General features: G+C 69.4%; 14 protein-coding genes and 1 pseudogene. 4 read left to right on the forward strand and 11 right to left on the reverse strand.

All coding sequences use genetic code 11. The features are described from left to right. The first annotated feature begins 33 nt into the window (after nucleotides 1–33). Nucleotides 34–951 (forward strand): chitosanase, encoded by a 918-nt coding sequence (locus OG395_RS16075; protein WP_327243564.1) that lies wholly within the window; start codon nucleotides 34–36, stop codon nucleotides 949–951. An 81-nt stretch (nucleotides 952–1,032) separates the two neighbouring features. Here the strand turns inward: OG395_RS16075 and OG395_RS16080 are convergent, their stop codons facing one another. The 9 genes and pseudogenes from OG395_RS16080 to OG395_RS16120 form a co-directional block, all read right to left on the reverse strand. After that, nucleotides 1,033–2,475, reverse strand: a complete 1,443-nt coding sequence (locus OG395_RS16080) for a nucleobase:cation symporter-2 family protein (protein ID WP_327243565.1) — start codon at nucleotides 2,473–2,475, stop codon at nucleotides 1,033–1,035. A 233-nt stretch (nucleotides 2,476–2,708) separates the two neighbouring features. Further along, complete coding sequence (locus OG395_RS16085) at nucleotides 2,709–4,097, reverse strand: 8-oxoguanine deaminase (protein ID WP_327243566.1); 1,389 nt, start codon at nucleotides 4,095–4,097, stop codon at nucleotides 2,709–2,711. A 45-nt stretch (nucleotides 4,098–4,142) separates the two neighbouring features. Next, complete coding sequence (locus tag OG395_RS16090) at nucleotides 4,143–5,537, reverse strand: nucleobase:cation symporter-2 family protein (RefSeq protein ID WP_327243567.1); 1,395 nt, start codon at nucleotides 5,535–5,537, stop codon at nucleotides 4,143–4,145. Between the two features lie 64 nt (nucleotides 5,538–5,601). Further along, on the reverse strand, nucleotides 5,602–6,534 hold the full coding sequence (pucL, locus tag OG395_RS16095) for a factor-independent urate hydroxylase (RefSeq protein WP_327243568.1): 933 nt from the start codon (nucleotides 6,532–6,534) through the stop codon (nucleotides 5,602–5,604). A gap of 5 nt (nucleotides 6,535–6,539) precedes the next feature. Then, the gene (gene uraH, locus OG395_RS16100; protein WP_327243569.1) at nucleotides 6,540–6,929 is read right to left on the reverse strand and encodes a hydroxyisourate hydrolase; all 390 of its coding nucleotides are present in this window, start codon (nucleotides 6,927–6,929) and stop codon (nucleotides 6,540–6,542) included. A 5-nt stretch (nucleotides 6,930–6,934) separates the two neighbouring features. Then, the gene (gene uraD / locus OG395_RS16105; protein WP_327243570.1) at nucleotides 6,935–7,444 is read right to left on the reverse strand and encodes a 2-oxo-4-hydroxy-4-carboxy-5-ureidoimidazoline decarboxylase; all 510 of its coding nucleotides are present in this window, start codon (nucleotides 7,442–7,444) and stop codon (nucleotides 6,935–6,937) included. A gap of 164 nt (nucleotides 7,445–7,608) precedes the next feature. Next, nucleotides 7,609–7,986 carry a helix-turn-helix domain-containing protein gene (locus tag OG395_RS16110; RefSeq protein WP_327243571.1) on the reverse strand — a complete coding sequence of 126 codons (378 nt, stop codon included), beginning with the start codon at nucleotides 7,984–7,986 and terminating at the stop codon, nucleotides 7,609–7,611. Beyond that, nucleotides 7,983–8,234: a hypothetical protein gene (locus tag OG395_RS16115; protein WP_037692010.1), complete on the reverse strand. Its 252-nt coding sequence runs from the start codon at nucleotides 8,232–8,234 to the stop codon at nucleotides 7,983–7,985. Before OG395_RS16115 ends, OG395_RS16110 begins: the two co-directional genes overlap by 4 nt. Nucleotides 8,235–8,288: 54 nt before the next feature. Continuing rightward, nucleotides 8,289–8,961 (reverse strand): annotated as a pseudogene (locus tag OG395_RS16120) (lactonase family protein); the annotation flags it as partial. Between the two features lie 187 nt (nucleotides 8,962–9,148). Between OG395_RS16120 and OG395_RS16125 the strand changes: the two are divergent. The 3 genes from OG395_RS16125 to OG395_RS16135 all read left to right on the forward strand — a co-directional run bounded on the left by OG395_RS16125 (nucleotide 9,149) and on the right by OG395_RS16135 (nucleotide 12,612). Continuing rightward, nucleotides 9,149–10,009, forward strand: a complete 861-nt coding sequence (locus OG395_RS16125; protein ID WP_327243572.1) for a TIM barrel protein — start codon at nucleotides 9,149–9,151, stop codon at nucleotides 10,007–10,009. A 49-nt stretch (nucleotides 10,010–10,058) separates the two neighbouring features. Further along, a complete protein-coding gene (locus tag OG395_RS16130) occupies nucleotides 10,059–10,958 on the forward strand; it encodes a 2-hydroxy-3-oxopropionate reductase (protein WP_327243573.1) in 900 nt (299 codons plus the stop codon). 196 nt (nucleotides 10,959–11,154) lie between these two features. Beyond that, nucleotides 11,155–12,612 carry a catalase gene (locus OG395_RS16135; protein WP_327243574.1) on the forward strand — a complete coding sequence of 486 codons (1,458 nt, stop codon included), beginning with the start codon at nucleotides 11,155–11,157 and terminating at the stop codon, nucleotides 12,610–12,612. Between the two features lie 358 nt (nucleotides 12,613–12,970). On the opposite strand, the gene OG395_RS16140 is transcribed toward OG395_RS16135, so the two are convergent. Both OG395_RS16140 and OG395_RS16145 read right to left on the reverse strand, forming a co-directional pair. Then, a complete protein-coding gene (locus tag OG395_RS16140; protein WP_327243575.1) occupies nucleotides 12,971–13,642 on the reverse strand; it encodes a response regulator transcription factor in 672 nt (223 codons plus the stop codon). Then, on the reverse strand, nucleotides 13,639–14,955 hold the full coding sequence (locus OG395_RS16145) for a sensor histidine kinase (RefSeq protein WP_327243576.1): 1,317 nt from the start codon (nucleotides 14,953–14,955) through the stop codon (nucleotides 13,639–13,641). The genes OG395_RS16140 and OG395_RS16145 overlap by 4 nt, the downstream gene beginning before the upstream one ends. Nucleotides 14,956–15,055: the final 100 nt, after the last annotated feature.

Below are 15,055 nucleotides of genomic sequence, written 5' to 3' on the forward strand. Positions count from 1 at the left end.
GCGGATCCGGAACGACGAACTCCCTTTGGAGGAATGGTGCCCGCTTCCCATAAGCACGCCGCACGTCATAAGCGCGCCGCACGTCGCAACACTCACCCCGGACGGCTCACGCTGGTCGCATTCGGGGTGACCCTCACGGCGGCACCCGCCACCGCCCACGCCGGCGCCCCCACGCACCCAGCCGTGCGCCACGAGGTCTCCGCCACCCGGAAGGCGGCTGCCGCCACCGGGCTGGACAATCCGGCGAAGAAGGAGATCGCCATGCAGCTGGTCTCCAGCGCGGAGAACTCCACACTCGACTGGCAGGCACAGTACAAGTACATCGAGGACATCGGCGACGGCCGCGGCTACACCGCGGGCATCATCGGCTTCTGCTCCGGCACCGGTGACATGCTCGACCTCGTCGAGCTGTACACCCGGCGCAAGCCGGGCAACGTCCTCGCGAAGTATCTGCCCGCTCTGCGGGAGGTGAACGGCACCGACTCGCACGACGGCCTCGACCCGGACTTCGCCGAGGACTGGGCGACCGCCGCGTCGGACCCGGCCTTCAAGCAGGCGCAGAACGACGAACGGGACCGGGTGTACTTCAACCCGGCGGTCGATCGGGGGAAGGCCGACGGCATCGGCACGCTCGGCCAGTTCGAGTACTACGACGCCATCGTCACGCACGGCGACGGCAGCGACAGCGACAGCGACAGCGACAGCACGAGCTTCAGCTCCATCCGCAAGCGCGCGCTCGCCAGGGCGAAGCCGCCGTCGCAGGGCGGCAACGAGGTGACCTACCTCAACGCCTTCCTGGACGCGCGGGTCTGGGCGCTCCAGCAGGAGGGGGACCACTCGGACACCAGCCGGGTGGACACCGCCCAGCGGGTCTTCCTGAGGAAGGGAAATCTGAACCTGGATCCGCCGCCGGAGTGGAAGGTGTACGGCGACAGCTACCACATCGGCTGATTCCCGCCCGGACCTGCCCGGAATACGCCTGTGGCGCGTACGGCTGGTGCCGTGCGCGCCACAGCGCCGTACCGGACACACTCAGTGCGCGCCCACCGGAGCCGTTGCCGCGACGGAGGGCTCCTCCTCGTTCCCCTCCTCCGGCTTCCTGCCCAGGTGGTTGAAGGCCAGGTTGAGGACGATCGCCACGACGCACCCGGTGGAGATCCCCGAGTCCAGCACGACGAGGAGGTCCTTCGGGAACGCGTGGTAGAACTCCGGCGCGGCGATCGGGATCAGGCCGATACCGACGGCGGCCGCGACGATGAGCGCGTTCTCCCCCTTCTCCAGGGCGGCGGTGGCCAGCGTCTGGATGCCGCTCGCGGCGACCGAGCCGAAGAGCACGATGCCCGCACCGCCGAGCACCGGCAGTGGGACGAGCGCGATGACGGACGCGGCCACGGGGACCAGACCGAGCACGATCAGGATGACGCCACCCGCGGCGACGACGAACCGGCTGCGCACCTTGGTCATCGCGACCAGGCCGATGTTCTGCGCGAAGGCGCTGCACATGAAGCCGTTGAAGAGCGGGCTGACGGCGCTGCCGAGGGTGTCGGCGCGCAGACCGCCCTCGATGGTCCGCTCGTCCGCCGGCCGGCCGACGATCTTGCCGAGGGCCAGCATGTCGGCGGTGGACTCGGTCATGCAGACGAGCATCACGATGCACATCGAGACGATGGCGGCCATCTCGAACTGCGGTGCCCCGAAGTGGAACGGGGTCGGGAAGCCGATCAGGTCGGCATCCCTGATCGCGCCGAAGTCGGTGATGCCGACCGGGATCGCGATCAGGGTGCCGGCGACCAGACCGAGCAGGATCGCGATCTGCTGCAGGAAGCCGCGCAGCAGTTTGCGCAGGGCGAGGACGATGACCAGGGTGACGGCGGCCATGGAGATATTGGTCGTCGACCCGTAGCCGTCGGCCGTCGCGTTGCCGCCCTGGGACCAGTTGAAGGCGACCGGCAGCAACGAGACGCCGATCAGGGTGATGACGGTCCCGGTGACGACGGGCGGGAAGAAGCGCACCAGCTTGCAGAAGTAGGGGGCGAGTACGAAGCCGAGGAGACTGGCGACGAGGATCGCACCGAAGATGACGGCGATGCCGTCGTGCCCGCGATCCTTGCCGATCGCGATCATCGGCGTCACCCCGGCGAACGAGACGCCGTTGACGAACGGCAGCCGGGCGCCGATGCGCCAGAAGCCGAGGGTCTGGAGGAGGGTGGCGATGCCCGCGGTGAAGAGGCTCGCCCCCATCAGGAAGGCGGTCTCCTTGGCCGTGAGTCCCACGGCGGGTCCCACGATCATGGGCGGGGCCACGACTCCCGCGTACATCGCGGCCACATGCTGCAGTCCGCTGGTGAACATCTTCAGTGGGGGGAGGGTCTGGTCGACCGGATGCTTGCCGCCGGAGATCTGCGGGTCGTCCGGTACGGGCTGCTGGTCGGGAACTGCGACTGCTTCGTTGCGAAACCTGGGCTGTGCTGCCACGGCGGTTCCTCCGGTCGGGTGCACGTCAAGGCGACGTGGGTGTCAGGGAGGTGGTGCAGGTGGTGCAGGTCGTGCAGCTGGTGCGGCAGCTTGGGTCACCGGGCCGGCGAACGCGCACTTCTGAGTGCGTGTTCGCCGACCCGGCTGCCGTGGACCCCGCTCGGGTCCACAGCGGCCGGCCGAGGGCCGTCCCCCTCCGGCCGGCCGTTCCGGGGGGAGGTGCCCCAGAGCCGTCAGGCCCCGGCGGCGATCTGCGCGAGACGGCGAGCCTCGTCGCGGGTGGCGCGGGCGATGGCGTCCTCGTCCACCGTGGTCAGGTGGTTGCCCTCGACGACCGTCTTCCCGTCGACGAGGGAGAGGGTGACGGGGGCGGCGGCGCCGAAGACGAGCGCGGTGACCGGGTCGGCGATGGAGGCGTGCGCGAGCGTGTCCAGCTTCCAGAGCACCAGGTCGGCGAGCTTGCCGACCTCCAGTGAGCCGATCTGGTCCGCGCGGCCGAGGACCTGGGCGCCACCGTACGTTCCCAGACGCAGGGCCTGACGGGCATTCAGTGCCTTCTCGCGGTGGGCGCCGAGGCGGTTGATGAGGAGGGCGTTGCGCAGCTCGGTGTGGAGTTCACCGGACTCGTTGGAGGCGGTGCCGTCGACACCGAGCCCGACGGGGACACCCGCGGCCAGCATGTCGGGGACCCTGGCGATGCCTGCCGCCAGGCGGGCGTTGGAGGACGGGCAGTGCGCGACGCCGGTGCCGGTGCGGGCGAACGCCGCGATGTCGGAGTCGTTCATATGGACGCAGTGGGCCATCCATACGTCGTCGCCGAGCCAGCCCGTCGACTCGAAGTAGTCGGTCGGGCCCATCCCGAACAGCTCGTGGCAGAACTTCTCCTCCTCCACGGTCTCCGAGCCGTGGGTGTGCATCCGGACCCCGCGGCGGCGGGCCAGCTCGGCTCCCTGGCGGAGCAGTTCGGTGGAGATGGAGAAGGGCGAGCAGGGTGCGACGGCGATCTGCGTCATGGAGTCGAAGGAGCCGTCGTGGTGAGCGTCGATGGTCGCCTCGGTGCCGGCGAGCGCACCGTCGAGCGTCTCGACGGCGAAGTCCGGCGGCAGCCCGCCGTCCTTCCGGCTGCGGTCCATGGAGCCGCGGGCGAGGGTGAACCGTACGCCCATGTCGCGGGCGGCTCCGATGATGGCGCCGGACAGGTCGCCGGAGCCCTGCGGGTAGACGTAGTGGTGGTCCATGGCGGTGGTGACACCGCCGCGGGCCATCATCGCGAGCGAGCCCTGCGCCGCGGCGCGGACCATCGGCTCGTCGATGCACGCCCAGGTCGGGTAGAGGGTGACCAGCCAGTCGAAGAGGTTGTGGTCGGTGGCCAGGCCCCGGGTGATCCACTGGTAGAAGTGGTGGTGGGTGTTGATCAGGCCGGGGGTGACGAGGTGCCCGGCGCCGTCGATGCGTCGCACGACGTTCTCCAGCCCCTCGGGGGCCCGGCCGGCGCCTACGTACTCGATGCGGTTGCCCGCGACGACGACATGGCCCGAGGCGTACTCGGTGTCGTCGGCGTCGACGGTCGCGATCGAACAGTTCTCGATGACGATGCGTTCCACACGATCAGGGGCTGCCATGGCGCTTCCTTCTTCTCTCTGTGATGAGGTGGGCACGGCAGGACCCTAGGAGGATTTGAGTGCCACAGCCGTGCGGCTGTGGGTGCCGAGATGGTGGAAGAACAGGTTGAGCAGGACCGCGACGAGCGCTCCCGCACTGATCCCGGAGCCCAGCACGGTCTGCGCCCAGGACGGAAATCCGGCGTAGAAGGCGGGCGCGGCGAGCGGGATGACGCCCGCGCCGAGCGCCACGGCGACCAGAATGATGTTGGAGCTGTCGTCGAGTCCGGCCTCGGAGAGCGTACGGATGCCGCTGACGGCGATCGAGCCGAACAGGACGATTCCGGCGCCACCGAGCACGGGCATCGGGACGAGGGAGACGACCGCGCCGAGGACGGGGAAGGCGCCCAGGACGATCAGTGCTCCGCCCGCCGCGGCGACGACGTAGCGGCTTCGTACCTTCGTCAGCGACACCACGCCGACGTTCTGCGCGAACGCGCTCGTCGGGAAGCCGCCGAAGACCGGGCCGAGCAGGGTGGCGATGCCGTCGGTGCGCAGGCCGCGGGTGATGGTCCGCCCGTCGGTGCGCCGGTCGCAGATCTCGCCGAGCGCCAGCATGCCGGCCGAGGACTCCGTCATCAGGACCAGCATGACGATGCAGAGGGACAGGATCGCGGCGGGCTTGAACTCGGGTGCACCGAAGGCGAAGGGTGCGGGCAGGGCTGCGAGCGGTGCGGACCTCAGCGCGGAGAAGTCGGCCAGCCCGAACGGGATCGCGGCGAGCGTTCCGATCAACAGGCCGAAGAGCAGGGCGACTTGTTTGACGAAACCGCGCCCGAATCGCTGGATCAGCAGGATGACGGCAAGGGTGAAGGCGGCCAGCGCCAAGTACTTCATGGCGCCGAAGTCGGCGGCTTCCTTGTCACCGCCCTGCGCCCAGGAGACCGGGACCGGCATCAGGGTGACGCCGATGAGGGTGATGACGACGCCGGTGACGAGCGGCGGGAAGAAGCGGAGCAGCCGCCCGAAGAACGGTCCGACGGCCAGACAGAAGGCTCCGGCGACGAGCACCGCCCCGTAGATCGCCGGGAGTTGGTGGCCGGGGGCGCTGGTCTCGGCGATGGCGAGCATCGGGGCGATGCCGGCGGAGGACGCGGCGTTGACGAACGGCAGCCGGTTTCCCGCGACGCCGCCGATGCCGAGCGTCTGCAGGAGGGTGGCGAGTCCGGCGATCAGCAGACTGGCCGCGATCAGCCGGGTCATTCCGGCCGGGTCCAGGCCGGCGGCCTGGCCGATGATGAGCGGAGGGGTGACGACGCCCGCATACATGGCGGCGATGTGCTGGAGCGCGGCGGGGACGAGCCGCGAGGGGGAAAGCCTTTCGTCCACCGGATGGACGGAGTTCTCCGGTGGTGCGGTACAGGGGCCGTCTGCTGCCGGGCCCGTTGCAGGCTGTGCCATGGGGTTTCCCTCCGGGTCGGCCGGTCCCCGCCCGTCGGCGGGCGGGGACCGGCTCAGGGCCGCGTCAGAGGTTGGTCATGTCGACCGGGATCTGCGGCTCGATACCGTCCCGCAGCACGGTGGCCTCGATGAGTCCGTACGGGCGGTCGGCCGCAAAGTAGACAGCGCCGTCAGCGGTCTCGTTCTTGAGACCGAAGGGCTCCAGGTCCACCAGGAAGTGGTGGTTGTTCGGCAGGGAGAAGCGGATCTCGTCGATCTCGCTGCGGCTGTTGATCACCCTCGACCCCATCTGGTACAGGGTCTGCTGCAGCGAGAGGGAGTACGTCTCGGCGAAGGCCTGCAGGATGTGCTTCTTGGCCTGCTCGTACGACTTCTCCCAGTTGGGCATCCGGTCGTCGTCGCTGGTCCAGTTGTAGCGCCAGGCGGCAGCGACGTCGGTGCACAGGATGCGGTCGTACGCCTCCTTGAGCGTCGTGTACTTGTCCTTGACGTAACCCCAGAACTCCGAGTTGGTGGTGTTCATGACCGTGAGGTCCTTGAGTCCCGAGATGACCTGCCAGTTCTCACCGTCGTAGGTGATCTGGGTGGTGCGCAGCTCCTGGCCCTTGCGGGCGAAGGAGTGGTTGACCTCGTCCGAGCCAATGAACTTGGAGTTGTTGTCCGAGGTGGCGATGCGCTCCCAGGAATACTCCTGGATACGGATGCGCGCCCGATGGATCGGCTCCTGCGACGTCACGAAGTGGCGGGCGAGGTGGATGCCGAACTGCTCGGCGGACTCGATGCCGTACTCCTTGGCGAACGCGTACACCGTGTTCTTGGTGGTGTCGGTCGGCAGGACGTTGGCGTTGGAGCCGGAGTAGTGGACGTCGTCCATGTCGCCGGAGAGGGCGACCGAGACGTTCAGGTCCTTGATGTGGTGGGTTTCGCCATCCCGCGTGATCTTGACGACGCGGTTCTCTGCTTTGCCGTACTGGTTCTGGCCGAGAATCGTGGGCATGTCTGCTAGCTCCCTCGGTATACGGAGTAGCCGAACGGGTTGAGCAGCAGCGGTACGTGATAGTGCTCGCCCGGTACGACGGCGAAGGTGATCGCCACTTCCGGGAAGAACGCACCGCTGTCCCTTACGCGGGGGGCGTCCTGCTGCGCCTCGGCTTGCTTGTTGAAGAAGTACGCCTCGGTCTCGAAGTCGAGACGTACATGGGTGGTGCCCTCCGGCAGCGCCGGCAGGTCCCTGCATCGCCCGTCCGCGTCGGTCGCGGAGCCGCCGAGCGTCACCCACGGCGCGTCGCTGCCACTGCGGGCGGCGAGCGTGACGGCGACGGCTGCGGCAGGGCGGCCGATGCTGGTGTCCAGGATGTGCGTGGACACCGATGCGGTGGTGTCGGTGCTCAAGACCGTCACTCTCCTTCGGTTACGAGGCGGGTCAGCCGGATGCGGTTGATCTTGCCCAGCTCGGTGCGCACGATCTCGCGCTCCTGCTCGGGCGAGTTCCCGATCCGGGACTTCACCGCGTCGCGCATCTGCTCTCCGGTGGCACCGGTGGCGCAGATCAGGAAGACATGTCCGAACCGCTCCTGGTAGGCCAGGTTCAGTTCGAGCATCTCGGCCTTGAGCTCCTCGGTGGCGTCGGCCATCCCCCGCTGTTCGCGTGAGGAGGTCGGGTCCCCGGGGGCCGGGCGGCCGATCGGGGGGTGACCGGCCATCGCGTCGGCCAGATCTTCGCGGGTCAGCTCGGCCATGGCGGCATCACTGGTGGCGAGAAGGGCTTCTGCGGTGGCGTAGGGGCGCCGGGAGAGGATCGCTCTTCCCCATGCCGCACTGGCACACACCTCGTGCAACGCGGTGGTGGCCTCGTCGTCCGCCAGAGTATTGAACCGGGCGAGGCCCGGTGTGGAGCTCAGAGTCACGGGAGCCTCCGTGGCTTTTTTCGCTGTGCGTTGGTCGGGCTGCGGATAGCTAACGCTCTCCACAACACCACGTCAACACTTTGTTGAAATTCCGCGAACGTCAAAGGCCGTCGCCCGACGATCCGGGCGACGGCCTTCCGCATACTTCCGCGGCCTTCGCTCAACTACTCACCTTTGGCGGCATTTTCCCGATTCAGATAGTTGTAGACGGTGAAGCGGCTGACCCCCAGCGCCCCCGCCACCGTCTCCACGCCATGCCGCACCGAGAAGGCACCCCGTGCCTCCAGGGTCCGTACGACCGACTGTTTGGTCCTACGGTCCAGCTCGGCCAGTGGCATGCCGTGCCGCCGCTCCATGGCGGCCAGGATGTGGTCGAGCGAGTCCGAGAGCTGCGGCAGCCGCACGGCTATGACGTCCTCGCCCTCCCAGGCCAGCACCACGTCGTCGGTCAGGGCGTCCTCGGGCCCGACCAGCTCGGCGCCCATCGCGTCGACGAGCGGCTTGACCGCGGTGACGAGGGGGTGGTCCGCGGGTTCGGTCACTTCGAGTCCTCCCCGATGACGTTGACCTGGAGCGATACCCGGGTGGCACCGGACTCCAGGGCCTTGCGCAGCAGGGAGTCCACCGCGGTGAGCACCGCGTCGGCGCCACCCTCCGCCGTATTGCCGAAGGGGCCGACATCCACGGCGTCCAGCTCGGCCGTCTGGATCACCTCGCGGGCCACCACCGCGTGGGCGGGCGCCTCGTCGAGATCGAATGGCTCGGTGGTGAACTCCACTCTCAAGCGCACTGTGCCTCCATCATGTGCTCGCCGCACCCGGGGGCCCGCGGCTCGGCCCCGACCCTAACGGACCACTGGGGATTCTCGTTCGGACCAGCCGCGCCGGGACCCGAGCGGCAGCACGCAGACGGCCGCCGGAGCGGCGAACGGGGTACCGGTGCGGCGCAGCCCGCCGTCGGCCCGGTCGACCGCGAAGACCGTCACCGTCCCGGACCTCTGGCTGGCGGCGAAGAGCGGCCCCTGTCCGACGAGAAGGCGATGCGCCGGAGGAAGTCGCCGCCCACCGGCACCGTGTCGATCAGCCGCAGCGCTGTCCCGTCGCCCTCGACGGCGTAGCGGGTCAGGCTGTTGTGCCCGCGGTTGGCGAGGTAGCCGAAACGGCCATCGCCGGCGGCCAGGAACTGGGCGGGACAGCTGGTGCCCGGGCCCGTTCCGGTGACCTTCGGGGTCCCCGGGGTGAGGGTGCCGGTCGCGGCGTCGTCACCGCAGACGACGACGGCGTTGTCGACCTCGCAGGCGAGATGGGCGAAACGGCCGCCGGGGTGGAAGGTCGGGTGGCGCGCTCCTGCACCCGGGCGCAGGAGCGCGTACAAGACCTGGTGGAGCGCGCCCCGGCGCAGATCGAGCCGGTAGGTGTGCACGGTGTCGTTGCCCAGGTCGACGGCGAGGACATGACCGCCGTCGGGGGCGGTGACGATCCGATGGCGTGAGGTCCGTCCCGGCCGGGGCCGTGTGGGCGACCAGGGCAGTGCGCTCCCCCCAGCGAGTCGTCGGCGGCCCCCCTCCGGCGGTCGAGGTGCAAGTCCCCAGGAGGAGCGCCGGCCCGAATTCCGGTCACCCCCTTGACAGCCCATCCACCCCCCGGGCAATCTTCCGTTAAGCAGAAACTAACTTCCGCAATACGGAAGGAGCGCCTGACCCTCATGGCCTCTCTCGATTCGCAGAAGACCTGGCCGGACCAGCGCTTCGATGTGAACCTTTCGATCCTCTTCACGGAACTCCCGCTCCTGGAGCGCCCTGCTGCCGCCGCCGCGGCGGGCTTCACGGCGGTCGAGCTGTGGTGGCCCTGGATCGAGACCCCCACCCCGCCGCAGAGCGAACTCGACGCCCTCAAGAAGGCGCTCGACGACGCGGGCACGCAGCTGGTGGGGCTGAACTTCTACGCCGGACAGCTGCCCGGACCCGACCGCGGCGCGCTCTCCGTGCCCGGCCCGGAGTCGGACCGCTTCCGCGCCAATATCGAGGTGGCGGCCGGCTTCGCCGCCTCGGTCGGCTGCAAGGCGCTCAACGCGCTCTACGGCAATCGCGTCGACGGCGTGGACCCGGCCGTGCAGGACGAGCTCGCTCTCGAGAACCTGGTCCTGGCCGCCCGCGCGGCGGACCGGATCGGGGCGGTCCTGCTGATCGAGACCTTGAACGAGCCGGAGTCGCCGCGCTACCCGCTGGTGAGCGCACCGGCCGGAATCGAGGTCGTCGACAAGGTCAACGCCGCGACGGGGCTCGGCAATGCGAAGTTCCTGCTGGACCTTTACCACCTGTCGATGAACGGCGAGGACCTGAGCCAGGTCATCTCCGCGTACGCCGACCGGACCGGTCACGTCCAGATCGCCGACAACCCGGGGCGCGGCGCGCCCGGCACCGGCTCCCTGCCACTGGAGCAGCTCCTCGACGAGCTGACGAAGGCCGGTTACGACGGCTGGGTCGGCCTGGAGTACAAGCCCGGCGACCAGCCGAGCGCCGAGTCCTTCGCATGGCTCCCGGCCGAGGCCCGAGCGGCCCGCTGAGGCCGTCGGGCTCCCCCTCGTACACACGTTTTCAGGAAGGCACCCTCTCATGAGCAACAACCTCCCCAAGGTTGCGTGGATCGGACTCGGCATCATGGGCTCCCCCATGTCCGAGAACCTGATCAAGGCCGGTTACGACGTCACCGGATACACCCTGGAGCAGGACAAGATCGACCGGCTGGCCGCCGCCGGCGGGCACGGCGCGGGTTCGATCGCCGAGGCGGTCCGGGACGCCGATGTCGTCATCACGATGGTGCCCGCGTCCCCGCACGTCGAGGCCATCGCGTACGGCCCCGAGGGCATCCTGGCGAACGCCAAGTCGGGCGCCCTGCTGATCGACATGTCCTCGATCACCCCGCAGACCTCCGTGGACCTCGCGAAGAACGCGAAGGAGAAGGGCATCCGGGTCCTGGACGCCCCGGTCTCCGGTGGCGAGGCCGGCGCGATCGAAGCCGTGCTGTCGATCATGGTCGGCGGCGAGCAGGCCGACTTCGACACCGCACAGCCGATCCTGCGGGCTCTCGGCAAGACGATCGTGCTCTGCGGCCCGCACGGCTCCGGCCAGACGGTAAAGGCCGCCAACCAGCTGATCGTCGCGGTCAACATCCAGGCCTGCGCCGAAGCCGTCGTCTTCCTGGAGAAGTCCGGGGTCGACCTCGCGGCGGCGCTCGACGTGCTGAACGGCGGACTGGCCGGCTCGACCGTGCTGACCCGCAAGAAGGACAACTTCCTGGGGCGCGACTTCGCGCCGGGCTTCCGGATCGATCTGCACCACAAGGACATGGGCATCGTCACGGACGCCGCCCGTAATGTCGGTGCCGCGCTCCCCGTCGGCGCCGTCGTCGCCCAGCTCGTCGCCTCGCTCCGCGCGCAGGGCGACGGCGGCCTGGACCACTCGGCCCTGCTGCTCGCGGTCGAGCGCCTCTCGGGTCGGCCCGTCCAGGCCTGACCGACCGCCCCGCAGACTTCCGGATGGTGTCGGCGCTGACACCTGTCCTGTCGCGCCCAGGCGTCGGCACCATCCGGAACACCTCACCCCCAATTTCAACAAACTGTTGACGTCTGGTTCGGAGCGTACCTACGCTCCTGGAGCCCCCAGGGCGTCGCAGTTCAGCAGCTCCCGTACGGAAGGTCGCCCCGACACCATGACGCAGCGTGTGCTTACGACCGAGTCAGGCGCCCCGGTCGCCGACAACCAGAACTCCGCCACCGCCGGCGTCGGTGGCCCGATCCTCCTCCAGGACCAGCACCTTCTGGAGAAGCTGGCGCACTTCAACCGGGAGCGCATCCCGGAGCGCGTGGTCCACGCCCGCGGTTCCGGCGCGTACGGCTACTTCGAGGTGACCGACGACGTCACCGGCTTCACCCGGGCCGACTTCCTCTCCGCCGTCGGCAAGCGCACCGAGACGTTCATCCGGTTCTCGACGGTCGCCGACTCGCTCGGCGGCGCCGACGCCGTACGCGACCCGCGCGGCTTCGCCCTCAAGTTCTACACGGACGAGGGCAATTACGACCTGGTCGGCAACAACACCCCGGTCTTCTTCATCAAGGACCCGATCAAGTTCCCCGACTTCATCCACTCGCAGAAGCGTGACCCGTTCACCGGCCGTCAGGAGCCGGACAACGTCTGGGACTTCTGGGCCCACGCCCCCGAGGCGACGCACCAGGTGACCTGGCTGATGGGCGACCGGGGCATTCCTGCCTCGTACCGCCACATGAACGGCTACGGCTCGCACACGTACCAGTGGACGAACGCCGCGGGCGACGCCTTCTTCGTCAAGTACCACTTCAAGACGAACCAGGGCGTGCGCTCCCTCTCCAGCGAGCAGGCCGCCGAGCTCGCAGGCAAGGACAGCACCTCGCACCAGACGGACCTGCTGCAGGCCATCGAGCGGGGCGTGAACCCGTCCTGGACCCTGTACGTGCAGGTCATGCCGGCCGCCGAGGCCGCCGACTACCGCTTCAACCCGTTCGACCTCACCAAGGTGTGGCCGCACAGCGACTACCCGCTGCAGCGCGTGGGCCGGCTGGTCCTGGACCGCAACCCGGACAATGTGTTCGCCGAGGTCGAGCAGGCCGCGTTCTCCCCGAACAACTTCGTGCCCGGCATCGGCCCCTCCCCGGACAAGATGCTCCAGGGCCGCCTGTTCGCCTACGCCGACGCGCACCGCTACCGGCTGGGCGTCAACCACACCCACCTCCCGGTGAATGCGCCGCGGACGGCTGTCGTCGACAACTACGGCCGTGACGGTCTGCACGCCACCCGCAACGGTGCGCGCCACGACAAGAACTACGAGCCCAACTCGTATGCGGGCCCCGCCCAGACCGACGCGGCGCTTTCCGCTCCGGTGGCGATCCACGGCTGGACCGGCACCCACGCGGCGCCCGCCCACACCAAGGACGACGACTTCTTCCAGGCGGGCGAGCTCTACCGGCTGATGTCCGAGGACGAGAAGAGCCGCCTGGTCGCCAACATCGCCGGAGGCCTCTCCCAGGTCACCCGCGACGACGTGATCGAGAAGAACCTCGCCCACTTCCACGCCGCCGACGCCGACTACGGCAAGCGCGTCGAGGAAGCGGTCCGCGCCCTGCGCGAGGACTAGCGCGCCCCTGGAACACCAAGACCGCGCAAGAGATGTGACGGGAGGTCATCTCTCCTGCGCTGTCCGTCCGGCCGGCCCTGAGGGGTGTCCGGCGGGACGGGCGTGACCGAGGACCGCGGCGGCGTGCGAGCCAGTGCGGTGGTGAAGGCAGCCGGGTCCGCTCTCGACCTGAGAGAGAGCGGACCCGGCCGCCCATCGCCCGCCGCCGCGGTCCCGGCGCAACCACCGGCCTCCCAGTGCCTGCAGAACTCCGCCCGGCGGCGCGAACGAAACGGTCGCGCCGGCCTCGCGCCGTCGGGCGGTCACCACGCCGGGCGGGGGTACGGCGATCCCGTGCCTCCGCCCTTTCGCCTGCACGTCAGTAGCCGGCCGGTCGCACCAGGCCCGTCTCGTACGCGAAGACCGCCGCCTGCGTCCGGTCGCGCAGCCCCAGCTTGGCCAGTATCCGGCTCACATGGGTCTTCGCGGTCTGCTCCGCCACCACCAGCAACTGGGCTATCTCCGCGTTCGACAGACCCTGTGCGATCAGGGACAGCACCTCGGTCTCGCGTTCCGTCAGATCACCGATACGGTCCTTCAGCGGGGCCCGGGGGGCGGCGGTCACCCGGGAGAACTCCACGATCAGCCGCTTGGTGATGTTCGGGGCGAGCAGCGCGTCACCGGCCGCCACCACCCTGACCGCACGGGCCAGTTCCTCGACCGATGCGTCCTTGAGGAGAAAGCCGGACGCGCCGGCGCGCAACGCCTCGTACACGTACTCGTCGAGATCGAAGGTGGTCAGGATGAGCACCTTGACCCGGGCATCGGGCGGTGAGGTGATGCGGCGGGTCGCCTCGATACCGCCGAGCACCGGCATCCTCACATCCATGAGGACGACGTCCGGGGCGAGTTCGGCGACCTTGGCGACGGCGTCGAGGCCGTCCACCGCCTGACCGACGACCTCGATGCCGGGCTCGGCGTTGAGCAGCACCGTGAAACCCTGACGAACCATCATCTGGTCGTCGGCGATGAGTACGCGAATGGTCGTCACGGGGTTTCCTCGGCAGGTTCGGCGGCCAGGGCAGGGGCGCTCACCGGCAGGATAGCCGTGACCTCGTAGCCGCCGTCCGGGGTTGCCCCGGCCGCGAGTTCGCCGCCCAGCATGGCAGCGCGTTCGCCCATCCCCAGCAGTCCGTGTCCCATGGACTGCGAGCGCGCGGGCGCCGCGTCGGGCGCGGTATTGGTGACGCGGACCGTCAGCCCGGTCGTCCCGTAGGCCGTCTCCACCCGCACCCGCGCGCCGGGGGCGTGCCTCATCGCGTTGCTGAGCGCCTCCTGGATGATCCGGAAGGCCGACAGCCCGACACCGGGCGGCAGCGGGCGCGCACCGGTGGTGGCGGTGGTGACCGTGAGCCCGGCGGCGCGCACATTGGCGACCAGTTCGTCGAGCCGGTCGAGGGTGGGCTGCGGGGTGTGCCTCACCCCTTGTGACAAGGCGTCCTCGGAGCGGAGCACGCCGAGCACATGGCGCAGCTCGGTGAGCGCCTCGACGGCATTCTGCCGGATGCCCGCGAGGTTCTCCCGGAGCTCGTCGGACGGGTTCTCGACCAGGTGCGGGGCGACCTGCGCCTGGATGGAGATCACCGACATGTGGTGGGCGACCACGTCGTGCAGCTCGCGGGCGATCCGGTTGCGCTCCTCCAGGAGGGTACGCCGGGCCCGCTCACCGGCGGTGAGCTCTTCCTGGACGACGAGTTGGGTGCGGGCCACCCGCAGACCGCGCAGCGAGGCGCCGAACACCACGGCGGCGATCAGGACCGGAGTGGAGCGGTAGATGACGTAGTGGTGCGGCGTGGTGGTGAAGACGGTGCAGGACAGTCCGGCGAGGAGAGTGATCACCAGCGCCCCGGCCGCGCGGCGGGGCGGGACCCGCAGCGCCAGCAGGAAGAGCGCCCCGCACTGGAGCGCGAGCCCTGGAACGCTCCATGGGAACAACTGGTCACGGCTCATATCGGGCTCGGAGAGCCACGCGGTGACGACCATGAGGACGGTCGACGCCCACCAGGCCGATACCGGGCGGAACATCACGGCGACGAGCGCCGCCCCCTGGGCGAAGCCCAGCACGCCGTACTTGGGGATGCCGCCGCCGTCCCCCGGACTCATCTCGTTCACGTAAAACACGGTGAGGAAGGTCGCGCAGATGACCAGCAGCATCCCGAACACCGGCCGCCAGACAGGCCATCCGGGCTGGCCCATGTCCGGCAGCGGGTCGGCGGGCGCCGTCAGATCCTCGAACAGGACGCGAGGCGCCCTCCGCAGGGCGGCCTTCACCCGCTCCTTGTCCCCCACCGGTTTCCACGTCATCCGGACCACCCTATGGACTGTCCCGTCACCCCTGACGGGCACACGACAACAGCTACGGCGCCTCGCCGAGTCGTCAAAACGTCCGAATACATCCCGTATG

This window comes from Streptomyces sp. NBC_01320, assembly GCF_035974375.1.
Classification (GTDB): Bacteria; Actinomycetota; Actinomycetes; order Streptomycetales; family Streptomycetaceae; genus Streptomyces; species Streptomyces yanii.

Excerpts from the sequence above, each read along its gene's own strand:
- OG395_RS16075 (WP_327243564.1), top strand. The coding sequence starts at position 34 with ATGGTGCCCGCTTCCCATAAGCACGCCGCACGTCATAAGCGCGCCGCA.
- OG395_RS16085 (WP_327243566.1), bottom strand. The coding sequence starts at position 4,097 with ATGGCAGCCCCTGATCGTGTGGAACGCATCGTCATCGAGAACTGTTCG.
- OG395_RS16090 (WP_327243567.1), bottom strand. The coding sequence starts at position 5,537 with ATGGCACAGCCTGCAACGGGCCCGGCAGCAGACGGCCCCTGTACCGCA.
- pucL (WP_327243568.1), bottom strand. The coding sequence starts at position 6,534 with ATGCCCACGATTCTCGGCCAGAACCAGTACGGCAAAGCAGAGAACCGC.
- OG395_RS16125 (WP_327243572.1), top strand. The coding sequence starts at position 9,149 with ATGGCCTCTCTCGATTCGCAGAAGACCTGGCCGGACCAGCGCTTCGAT.
- OG395_RS16130 (WP_327243573.1), top strand. The coding sequence starts at position 10,059 with ATGAGCAACAACCTCCCCAAGGTTGCGTGGATCGGACTCGGCATCATG.
- OG395_RS16135 (WP_327243574.1), top strand. The coding sequence starts at position 11,155 with ATGACGCAGCGTGTGCTTACGACCGAGTCAGGCGCCCCGGTCGCCGAC.
- OG395_RS16145 (WP_327243576.1), bottom strand. The coding sequence starts at position 14,955 with ATGACGTGGAAACCGGTGGGGGACAAGGAGCGGGTGAAGGCCGCCCTG.